A 10,032-nucleotide genomic window follows, 5' to 3' on the forward strand; every position below is an offset into this window, starting at 1 on the left:
CGTGAAGTAGAGGCTGTCGACCCCCGGCACGTCCCGCAGCTGACGCCGGGTGATGTCACCGGCGGGTGCCTCCAGCTTCACCACGTCCGCACCCAGCCAGGCCAGCAACTGCGTCGCCGACGGACCCGACTGGACATGCGTCATGTCCAGAACACGCACACCCTCCAAAGCCTGCGTCACAACGGCCACCTCGCATCCAACGACGGGTCAGGAGTGAGAACCAGGATTCCATACTGCAGATTGCATACCGTATGGACTAACCATGGTCGCGGCCCGCACGGTGGATGTCCAGAGAGCGCGGGCAGGAATTTCGCGTGCCGGCTGGCCGGGACGGGGCCGCGCCGTGCCACCGCGCCCGGTCCGGCCACCGGTCGGGCCGGGCGTGCTTCCCGCTTTATGCGTCGCGCGCGTTCGGGTCCTGTGCGAACATCTGCCGATGCTCACACTCACCGATGAACTCGGACACCTTTCCTACGTCGTCGACGGCGACGGACCGCCCGTCGTCCTCCTGCACGCCGGCGTCGCCGACCACCGCATGTGGAACGCCGTCGCGCCCGACCTGGCGGGGCAGCACACCGTCATCCGGTACGACCTGCGCGGCTTCGGCGAATCCGCCCCACCGAGCGGCCGGTTCAGGGAAACCGACGACCTGCTCCGCCTCCTCAACCACCTCGGCCACGCACGGGTCAGGCTCGTCGGCGCCTCCTGGGGCGGCCGCGTGGCCGTGGACTTCGCCCTCGCCCACCCGGACCGGGTGCACTCCCTGGTGCTGCTCGCCCCACCGTGGCCGGGATACGACTGGTCAGCGGAGATGGTCGCGTACGACGAAGCCGAGACGAAGGCCCTGGCCGCGGGAGACCTGGACGCCGCCGTCCGCGTCAACCTGGACATGTGGCTGCGCGGGCCCGCGCGGGCGTGGGAGGACGTCGCCCCCGAGCTGGCCGACCGGCTCCGCGACCCGATGCGCACGTCACTGGTCAACCAGGAGGCCGTCGCCCGGCACTCCGACGGCCCCGGCAGCGGCGACATCACCGCAGTCTCCGTCCCCACGCTGATCGGCGTCGGCGCACTCGACGTCCCCGACTTCCAGGACATCGCCCGCCGCTATGCCGCCCATATCCCCGGTGCCATTCTGGTCGAGTTCACCACCGCCGCTCACCTGATCGCACTGGACGCGCCCGCCGAACTCACCACGCGGCTCCTTCCCTTCCTCGCCCGCTAGACCGGGGAGCGGCGGCTCGCCCGGGAGCCTCCCGCTCCCGGGCGCCGGACGCCCCCCCATCACGTGCGCGTACGCGGACCGCGACACCGCCCTCGCGTCGCCGACCTGCCGGCACCGCACGGAACCCGCCGCTACAGCAGGACCAGCAGCTTCGTCCCCGGGACGAGCTTCCTGTTGACCGAGGTCGACTGGACGAACACGGTGTACGCCGCGTTGCTCCCCGGGGTCACCGTCACCTCCGTCGCCGGCAGGCCCAGGATCTGCCGTGCGGCCGGCCCCGTGAACACCTTCCCGGTCATCCGGCCGGTGGCCGCGTCCTTCTCCGCCACGGCGATCTTCTTGCCGGCCTGAATCTTCTCGCGCTTGGACAGTTCGTAGAAGGCGCAGCCGGTCGTGTACCGGTGGCCCGCACGGGTGACGAAATCACGGATGGACGTCTGCTGGTCCACGGGGATCAGCACGTAGCCGCCGGTGTCGAGGGCCTGGAGGCTGGACTTCACATCGGCCGAGCTCAGATCCTGTCCCATCGCGAACAGGTTCCTCGTTCCGCGCACCCCCTGTTCGCGGTCCCGCAGAAACCTCGTCGCGGCCGTCTTGACCGTGCCGATCGCCTCTTCGACGCCCTGGGCCGAGTCCGCGTCCCAGATGGAGATGTTGCCCGTGGGGAAGCCGTACTGCTGAGCGGTGCGCTTGGCCAGGGAGTTCGGCACCAGGATGGCGGACGTCCAGTGCTCCGGCAGGTTGTTCATCCTGTCCGTGATCCTGCCCCGCCACTCGTCCAGCACCGCGCGGCCGCCGGGCAGGCGGTCGTGGCGCGCGCCCGTGCTGTCGGCCCCGGAGGCGTTCTCCTCGCCGTCGGTGACGACGACCTCGAGGAAGCTGTGCTCGCCGTACTCCTCCCATATGTGGCCGAGGTCGTCGAGCGCCTTCAACGACGCCTGGATCAGCGCCGTCGCCCCGTTCTCGACCGTGTACAGGCCGCGCATGGACGGCAGGTGCTTGACGTCCATGTCCCACACCAAATTCTCCACGAGGTGGTCGAAGGCGTAGAGGCTGATCCGGGTCTCATGGCCGAGCCGGTCGGACTCCTCCTTCAGCCCCTTCACGAACTCGTCGACCACACGGACGAGTTGCTCCGAGTGACCGCTCATGGAGCCGGACTTGTCGATGACAAGGGCGACATGGTTCACAAAATGCTTCTTGAGCCGGTCCTTCACCGTAGCGCCCATCGCGCCACCCCTTCTCTCGATTCCCGTGGAACCCCCGCGGCCCGCGGCAGCGCCCTGTGGTGACCGGACGTCCCGGCCGGGCCTGCCGGTCGCCCCTCCGGTACGCCCGCCGTAGCGGACTCGCCGGAGCGATCGGTGACATGCTGTCGCCAGGAGAGCTTCGGAACGCCCTCATCCGCCGGTCGGCACACCTCTGCCCGGGATCGCGACACCCGGCAGAGGCTCTGGCCGTCCAGATGATGGCTTCACTCTAGGGAGCGGCACTGACAATGACGGCGATGCCGGATTCCGGCGGCCGGGGCCGGGGACCGGAGCCCTGGCGCCGCCTCTCGCCGACCGGAGCCCTCCGGGACGCCCCTCGAAGGAGCGGCCCCGTACGCGCGTGATCCTCTGGTGCACGGCAGGGCCGCATGCCACGTGCCCAAGGGGCGTTAAAGCCGCATGCCACTTGTTCATAGGGTATTAAAAAGGGCAAAACTCGCCTTCGACCGCTGTATCGTGGGTCGCGGCCCGCGATCGGTGCAGGAGGAGGCCCCCATGACACATCGGCTCTTCGACCTGGGGCTGCTGGCTCCCCGCGAGCGCGCGGATGCCGTCCGTGAGCTGTCCCGCAGGCTCAACGGCCCCATCGAGGTGGATCTCCCGCCGAACCTGCACCACCTGAGGGCCGTCGCGACCATCAACAAGGTGGGAGCAATGAGGGTCTCCAGGCTCGACTGGAACCTGCCCGGCCTCCGGCGGGCGACCACTCCGTCGGCGGACGACACGGCGCCGCAGGTCCTCGTGGCTCTCCAGGAGGCGGGGGTCACCCGATTCCAACAGGGCGGCAGGCAGGGGGAGATACGGGCAGGAGATCTCACGGTGATCGAGAACGCGAAGCCCTACGAGGTCGTCTTCCAGGGCATGGTACGTGCGGTCGTCGTTCGCGTTCCCGCGGATCTCCTGGGGCTGCGGCCGTCCCTGCTCGACCGGGTCACAGCGGTGCGGATCGGTTCGGATCGCCCGATCGTGAATGCCGCCGTCGCCTTTTTCACGCGGTTGGCCCGCAGCCAGGCCGCTGTCGGCGAGACCGAGGCAGCCCTGTTCGCACAGCCCTGCGTCGATCTGATCAGGGCCGTGGTCACCTCGGGCATCGGCCGCGACGACCTGGCCGGCGGACCTTTGAACAGGACACTCCTGCACCGCGTGGAGGAGTATGTCCGCCTCCATCTGACGGAACCCGACCTGACCGCCGCACGCATCGCCGCGGAGCATCACGTCTCCGTACGCCAGCTCTATCTGACCCTGTCCCGAGCGGGAATCACACTCGGCGACTGGATAAGGACTCAGCGCCTCCAAGAAGCCAGGAAGGAACTGGCGTCGCCCGCGCACCAGTACATGACGATCGAGGCGATCGCGCACCGGTGGGGGTTCAGCAGCGCACCGCACTTCAGCCGCGTTTTCAAAGCGGCGTACGGTGTGAGCCCGCGCGAGTGGCGCCTCGACAACCGTGCGCTCTCAGGCAAGATCGCACTCTGAGGACTGCCGCTGCTGCGCGGCCACGACCGGCCCACCACGACAGTCCACCGTCCGATCGCGACCGCGGCCTTGAGGCGCCCATGAGGGCCGCACCCGCCGGCTTCCCGTCCTCGGACGCACAGATCACAACCCCGCCGGCCGCGGTCAACGCTACGCGGTACCCAGGGCGCCGTCTTGCCTTTCCGTGCACGGATCGGCCGCATCCTTGCCCGCCCGTGCAGGGATTCGGGCCCGATGCACCAGGTCCGGTTCCCCCCCAGGAGCCGGCCGCCGAAGTGCCGGGCCCTCGGCGGCGGGCCGCACCGCCGACCACGGCGGCCGCGCCGGGCGGCCGGGGCCATCGAACGGGTGCCGCACAGTGCATCAGGAAGACCCGAACAGGGGCTTACGGGCCATCGGTACGCGCCCCGCACCGTTGCACACCAGGCACCGAGCAGGGGTCACATCGGACCTCGCCTTGGTTGCCTTCTCAACTGCTTCGCTCTACTGTCGCCACCGACGACGAAGTCGGCACCGAGCACGTGCTCCGCGGCCAGGGCGGGCGCCCTGGGAGCGGCCACCTCGTGTGCGCCCCCGCGAACCGGACCAGGTTCCGCGCAGCCCGATCGCCTCTCGACGGGACCGCCGAACCGCACCGGCTCCCGGCCCGTGTGAGCCCTCCCCCGGCCAGGCACCGCTTGCGCGGCCGACGCACGCCGCACCGACGAAAGGCACGACATGACCAAGATCGCAGTCATCCTCGGCAGCACCCGTCCGGGGCGCAACGGCGCCGCGGTGGCGGAGTGGGTTCTCGACATCGCCAAGCAGCGCTCCGACGCGGAGTTCGAGCTCGTGGACCTGGCGGACTATCCTCTGCCGCTCCTCGACGAGGTGATTCCCCCGTCGCTCGGGCAGTACCAGAACGACCACACCAAGGCGTGGGCGTCGAAGATCGCCGAGTTCGACGGCTATGTGTTCGTCACCCCGGAGTACAACCACTCCACCACGGGCGCCCTGAAGAACTCGCTCGACTACCTCTACGCGGAGTGGAACAACAAGGCCGCCGGCTTCGTGGGCTACGGCGCCGCCGGCGGGCACCGCGCCGTGGAGCACCTCCGCCTCATCGCGAGCGAGCTGCAGATCGCCACGGTGCGCGCGCAGGTCGCGCTGTCCCTCCTGTCCGACTTCGAGAACTACAGCGTCTTCAAGCCGGGCGCGCACCACCAGGCCACCGTGGAGACCATGCTCGACCAGCTCGTCAGCTGGTCGAAGGCCCTGCAGCCGCTGCGCGCCGGCACCTGACCGACCTCCGCCGAGCCGCCCCGCCGCTTTTCCGATCCGCCACCCCGGCCCGTGGCGGCGGCCGGTGGTCCGGCGGGGCCGGCTCCGCCCCCGCCAGGCGAGCACGGGCGGGTCGGCCCCGGCCAGGGAAGGCCCCGCCCCACGCGGGCGTCCCCGCACCCGTACGGTGATGGACGCCGGCACCCAGGGTGCCGTTGGGACACTTTTAGATTCTGGTTATAATTTGCAACCGCGCCGGTCGCCCAGGGGGCACAGCCCCTGCTCCGACGCGGCGCCACATCACACGCGCGGGATGACACGACGGGCGACCGCGACCGCGTGACTCGAAGCACAAGGAACACCATGACTTTTGACGATCCGCTCACCCATGTGTCGCCCGCTCAGGCGGCCGAGCTCGCATCGGTGGTGAGCGGTCCGGTCCTGCTTCCTGGCGACGCGGGTTACGACGCCGAATGCGGGCTCTTCAACCTGAACGTGGCCCTCGAGCCGGCGCTCGCGGTAGGCGCCGCCGATGCGGCCGACGTGCAGGCGGCGATCCGCTTCGCGGCCCGCGAGGGCCGGCCCGTGACGGTGAAGACCACGGGGCACCAGCAGGTCGACCCCGCCCGGAACGGGGTGCTGATCAGCACCCGGCGCATGAAGGGCCTCGTCGTCGACGCCGAGCGCCGACGCGCACGCGTCGAGGCCGGAGTGATCTGGCAGGAGGTGATCGACGCCGCCGCCACCGTCGGCCTCGCCCCGATGAGCGGCTCGGCTCCGCTGGTCGGCGTGGCCGGATACACCCTCGGCGGTGGACTCAGCCCCGTCCTCGGCCGCAGCCACGGATATGCGGCGGATCATGTGCGCTCGCTGGACGTGGTGACCGCCGACGGCGAGTTGCGGCACGTCACGGCGGACAGCGACGCCGAGCTCTTCTGGGCCCTGCTCGGGGGCAAGGGCAACTTCGGCGTCGTCACCGCGCTGGAGTTCGACCTGTTCCCGGTGACCCGGTTCTACGGGGGCGGGATCTACTTCCCCGGCGAACGTCTCGCCGACGTGCTGCACACCTGGCGCACCTGGCAGGCGGCGATGCCGGAGGAGATGAACTCCTCGGTGGCCGTGCAGCGGCTGCCTCCGCTGCCCGAGTTGCCGGAGCCGCTGCGGGGGGCGTTCGTGGTGCACGTGCGGTTCGCCTTCCTCGGCCCGGTGGCCGAGGGCGAGCGGTTGATCGCCCCTGTGCGCGCGGCCGCCCCGGCGCTCATCGACACCGTGGGCGAGATGCCCTACACCGCCATGGGCGCGATCCACATGGACCCCCCGACGCCGATGCCCTACTCCGACCGCACGACGATGCTGCGCGAGTTCCCCGCCGAGGCGGCCGACAAGCTCGTCGAGCTGCTCGGCCCTGAGTCGGACTCCCCGCTCGTGAGCGTGGAGCTCCGCATGCTCGGCGGTGCCCTCGACCGCGAGCCCGCGGTGCCCAACGCCGTCTCGACCCGGGGGCTTCCCTTCGTCCTCTTCGGTTTCGGCGTGGGCGCCCCGGACCAGGCCGGCTACCTGGGCGGCAAGCTCGACGAGGTCATGGACGCGATGGAGCCCTGGGCGGACCGGCGCCGGATGGTCAACTTCCTCTCCACCGAGGAGGCCACCGACCCCGAGCGGTTGAGCGAGGTCTACGGCGCCGAGCGCTATCAGCGCCTGACCGCGGCGAAGAAGACGTACGACCCGACCAACATGTTCCGGGTCAACCACAACATCCTGCCGGGCTGACGGAGTCCGGCCCCGTGGGCCGGACCCTTCTGTCCGGCCCACGGGTTCCCGTCGGCTTTCGAGGCGCCGCGCCCACAGCCGCGTGGCCGACGGGGCCTACGGAGCGGACGCAGCGGCTCGCGCAGCCTGACGCAGTACTCGGCCCGACGGGCCGGACATGAGGATCGGGCCGCGACCATCAGGTCGCGGCCCGGTCCTCATACCGATGGGACGAGTGTCCGAGGGGTGAGCTGACAACTGACGATACGGCTGTGGCGACGCGAGGGAAGCTCCACCTGTACGACCGGACTTGAGCCATACGGTGCCGAGGACAGCTCGTCGGCTGAGGTGACCTCCTCCTCACCCGCGCAGCTGCCGGCTCCACATGCTCACGAGGCGCGTTTCTGTGGTCCCGGCCCCCGGCAGCACACCCGGTCGGTGGCCACGTTGCACAGGCTCACCGTTCTGGACACTCAGACCAGTTCGAGTCCTCCATCGATCGTGAGGACCTGGCCCGTCAGCCAGTTCGCAGTGGGATCCGCGAAACGGACGATCCAGGCCGCCACTTCCTGCGGCTCACCCCTCCTGCCCAGGGGGATCTGTGCCGCCTGCTCCTTCTTGACCCGGACCACGTCCTCCTCCGTGAGCCCGGACCTGGCCAGCGCCTCACTCTCGGTCGGGCCGGGGGCGATGCAGTTCACCCTGACTCCGTCCTGGGCCAGTTCGACTGCCCAGGTACGCGTCAACTGCTCCAGGGCGGCCTTGCTCGCCGCGTAATGGGCGGCGCCCGGCTGCGGACGGTGGCCGTACGTGCTGGAGATGTTGATGATCGAGCCCTTGCTCAAGCGCAGATGAGGCAACGCCGCCTGGGCGAGCATGGTGGGCGCCACGACGTTCAGGTCGAACAGATCGGCGACGCGCACCCGTGTCACCTCGTCGAGCGAGACGCGCGCGGTGGCGCCGGCATTGTTCACCAGCACATCAAGCTGCCCCCAGCGGTCGACGGCCGCGCCGATGATCAACGCGGGCGCCTCGTCCAGACGCACGTCGACAACCAGGGTGGAGATGTCGGGATGCAGGCCGGCGAGCTCCTCCAGCGCACTCTGGCGCCGACCCACACCAAGGACACGTGCCCCCGCCTCGGCCATCGCGATCGCCGTGGCCCGGCCGATCCCGGAACTGGCGCCGGTGACGATCGCGACGCGGCCGTCGAGCGGGCGACTGGGCTGATGCTCCATCGGGCTACTCCTTGGACCTTGCCAGGCAGAAGTCGAGCGGTACGACGAACATGTTTGACGCACCTGTCATGCATCATAACTCCGTCGCTGGAGGACGACTTAGGGTCGCCACATGGCCGGCAAGCGGACATCGGTGAGGAGCAGGTGCTCCATCGCGCCCGAAGATCGTCTGGGTGAAGGGCTACGGGGAAGCGACCCTGCGGGACGTCGCGACCGCGACAGGTGTCCTGCGCGGTTCCCTCTGCAATGCCTATCAGGACAAGGAAACGCTCTTCCTTCACATCGTCGAGAGGTACTCACGCACGTTCCTGTCCGGCAACGGCAACGTCGCCGTACTCCTGGCGCAACCGGACATCGACCGTGCACTCGCCGACCTCCGGGACTTCACGATCAATCGCTGACCGAGGGAAGCCCTCCGCCCGGCTGCCTCTCCACCAGAACCGCGCTCGATGCGAAGAGCGAGGACGAACGCATCGATGCCGCCCCACGCCGTCTGCTCGACAGCCTTCACGAACTCATTCGGGAACGCCTTCAGGAGGAGGACGCTCGCGAACGGCTGACCATGCCCCCGACGGAAGCGGCGCGTGTGGAGCCGACCATCACGAGGGGAAGCGCCGCATCGGATGCGTCGCGTCCATCACGACGCCGAAGGGGCGCGAGCCACGACGAGTCCATTCCTGCGCACGCTGCCGACCCCCGACCGCGATGGGGACAGATTGCGTGCCACCCTCGGCTGCGCCGAAAAGGTCGCGCCCGACGAAGCGTTCGGGATCACGATCAGCTGCGAAAACGCACAAAGGGCCCCGATCCGTCAGATCGAAGCCCTCGTCCGTGTACCGCTGTGACGAGTGTCCGAGGGGGGAATTCAACCATTCGCCAACCAATCATGGGCATCCGGCGAAATTTCACTTGGGTAGCCGTCCGCAACTTGCAGAATACGCTACGTGCCCTGGCCCCTGCGGCTGAGCTCGCCGACGGAGCCCCCCCGCACGGCGGCTTGTGGACTGATCACGCGGCGAGCAGTCTGAGCGACAGCCGAGGGCACTGCTCTCTCTCCCGAGACCCTCGCGCAAAGGCAGGCCCCCACCGCGGCGAAGCGACGGGGGCCTGCCGGACCAGCACGATCCCGAACTGGAACCTGCGGCGGAACGTCAACTCGCCCGATCAAGAACGATGCCGCTCGTCGCCACGGTTGGAGGACCATGAGCGCCGTTCACCCAGGTGCCTCAACCGGTGCGCGTTCCTGTCGGTCAAAGCTGACCGCCACCGGCGTCACGTGTCGGCAAACCTGACACGTCTCACATCAGCCGCACCCCCTGCGGCCCGCCCGTCAGGATGTTCCTGGTGAGCTCGGCGATCCAGGCTTCGCCGCAGATCTCGCCGCCCGGTCCAGCGGCCGGCCTCCCGGCCTGGGAGGCCGGCATCTTGAGCACGGCTTGGTACCACCACGCCCAGATGGTGTGGTGGGCCGCCGTGATCAGGCTGTCCCGGCGCCTGGCCGGCGATGCTCCTCGCTGGCCGGAGAAACGTCCCGGGCGACTGCTCCGGGCACGGGCATGAACCGTCCGTCTCTCGCCCGCACCAGCCAACCCCGCTTCTCCAGCACATATTGATCAGAAGCTCATGGAGTTCTCGTTCAGGACGTAGCGGACGTGCGGGCCGCCGAAGTAGCCGCGGACGATGTGTGGCTGACGCTGGCGTCTGCGGAAGAACCGGCGGGTCTCCGCGGCAAGTTCGGCCTGGTTCCGGGCCCGGTGTTGCTTGGGGAGGCTGTGCTTGAGGTCGGCGTTGACCAGCTCGTCGGGGTTGAGTTCGA

General features: G+C 69.4%; 9 protein-coding genes and 1 pseudogene. 5 read left to right on the forward strand and 5 right to left on the reverse strand.

What is annotated here, in order from left to right:
- A partial coding sequence (locus AC3ET4_RS29520) for a CoA transferase (RefSeq protein ID WP_431954820.1) occupies window positions 1-180 on the reverse strand: 180 nt, incomplete at its 3' end.
- Window positions 181-436: 256 nt separating this feature from the next.
- On the opposite strand from AC3ET4_RS29520, the gene AC3ET4_RS29525 reads away from it, so the two are divergent.
- Window positions 437-1,222, forward strand: coding sequence for an alpha/beta fold hydrolase (locus tag AC3ET4_RS29525; RefSeq protein ID WP_431954822.1), 786 nt, complete (start codon window positions 437-439; stop codon window positions 1,220-1,222).
- Between the two features lie 131 nt (window positions 1,223-1,353).
- Here AC3ET4_RS29525 and AC3ET4_RS29530 read toward each other — a convergent pair whose 3' ends face one another.
- Window positions 1,354-2,451, reverse strand: coding sequence for a vWA domain-containing protein (locus AC3ET4_RS29530; protein WP_431954824.1), 1,098 nt, complete (start codon window positions 2,449-2,451; stop codon window positions 1,354-1,356).
- A 537-nt stretch (window positions 2,452-2,988) separates the two neighbouring features.
- On the opposite strand from AC3ET4_RS29530, the gene AC3ET4_RS29535 reads away from it, so the two are divergent.
- From AC3ET4_RS29535 to AC3ET4_RS29545, 3 genes are all read left to right on the forward strand, one after another.
- A complete protein-coding gene (locus AC3ET4_RS29535) occupies window positions 2,989-3,969 on the forward strand; it encodes a helix-turn-helix domain-containing protein (protein ID WP_488175974.1) in 981 nt (326 codons plus the stop codon).
- Window positions 3,970-4,686: 717 nt separating this feature from the next.
- A complete protein-coding gene (locus AC3ET4_RS29540; RefSeq protein ID WP_431954828.1) occupies window positions 4,687-5,250 on the forward strand; it encodes an NADPH-dependent FMN reductase in 564 nt (187 codons plus the stop codon).
- Window positions 5,251-5,592: 342 nt separating this feature from the next.
- Entirely contained in the window at window positions 5,593-6,999 is a 1,407-nt protein-coding gene (locus AC3ET4_RS29545) for an FAD-binding oxidoreductase (protein WP_431954830.1), read from the forward strand.
- A gap of 452 nt (window positions 7,000-7,451) precedes the next feature.
- Here AC3ET4_RS29545 and AC3ET4_RS29550 read toward each other — a convergent pair whose 3' ends face one another.
- A complete protein-coding gene (locus AC3ET4_RS29550) occupies window positions 7,452-8,216 on the reverse strand; it encodes an SDR family NAD(P)-dependent oxidoreductase (RefSeq protein WP_431954832.1) in 765 nt (254 codons plus the stop codon).
- 173 nt (window positions 8,217-8,389) lie between these two features.
- Between AC3ET4_RS29550 and AC3ET4_RS29555 the strand changes: the two genes are divergently transcribed.
- The gene (locus AC3ET4_RS29555) at window positions 8,390-8,617 is read left to right on the forward strand and encodes a TetR family transcriptional regulator (protein ID WP_431954834.1); all 228 of its coding nucleotides are present in this window, start codon (window positions 8,390-8,392) and stop codon (window positions 8,615-8,617) included.
- Window positions 8,618-9,514: 897 nt separating this feature from the next.
- On the opposite strand, the gene AC3ET4_RS29560 is transcribed toward AC3ET4_RS29555, so the two are convergent.
- Window positions 9,515-9,649: a hypothetical protein gene (locus AC3ET4_RS29560; RefSeq protein WP_431954836.1), complete on the reverse strand. Its 135-nt coding sequence runs from the start codon at window positions 9,647-9,649 to the stop codon at window positions 9,515-9,517.
- A gap of 180 nt (window positions 9,650-9,829) precedes the next feature.
- A pseudogene (locus AC3ET4_RS29565) lies at window positions 9,830-10,032 on the reverse strand (IS630 family transposase); the annotation flags it as partial.

This window comes from Actinacidiphila sp. bgisy167 (assembly GCF_057707665.1).

Bases quoted from the DNA above. Each gene is read 5' to 3' on its own strand.
- AC3ET4_RS29525 (WP_431954822.1), top strand. From the start codon at position 437: ATGCTCACACTCACCGATGAACTCGGACACCTTTCCTACGTCGTCGAC.
- AC3ET4_RS29530 (WP_431954824.1), bottom strand. From the start codon at position 2,451: ATGGGCGCTACGGTGAAGGACCGGCTCAAGAAGCATTTTGTGAACCAT.
- AC3ET4_RS29535 (WP_488175974.1), top strand. From the start codon at position 2,989: ATGACACATCGGCTCTTCGACCTGGGGCTGCTGGCTCCCCGCGAGCGC.
- AC3ET4_RS29540 (WP_431954828.1), top strand. From the start codon at position 4,687: ATGACCAAGATCGCAGTCATCCTCGGCAGCACCCGTCCGGGGCGCAAC.
- AC3ET4_RS29545 (WP_431954830.1), top strand. From the start codon at position 5,593: ATGACTTTTGACGATCCGCTCACCCATGTGTCGCCCGCTCAGGCGGCC.
- AC3ET4_RS29550 (WP_431954832.1), bottom strand. From the start codon at position 8,216: ATGGAGCATCAGCCCAGTCGCCCGCTCGACGGCCGCGTCGCGATCGTC.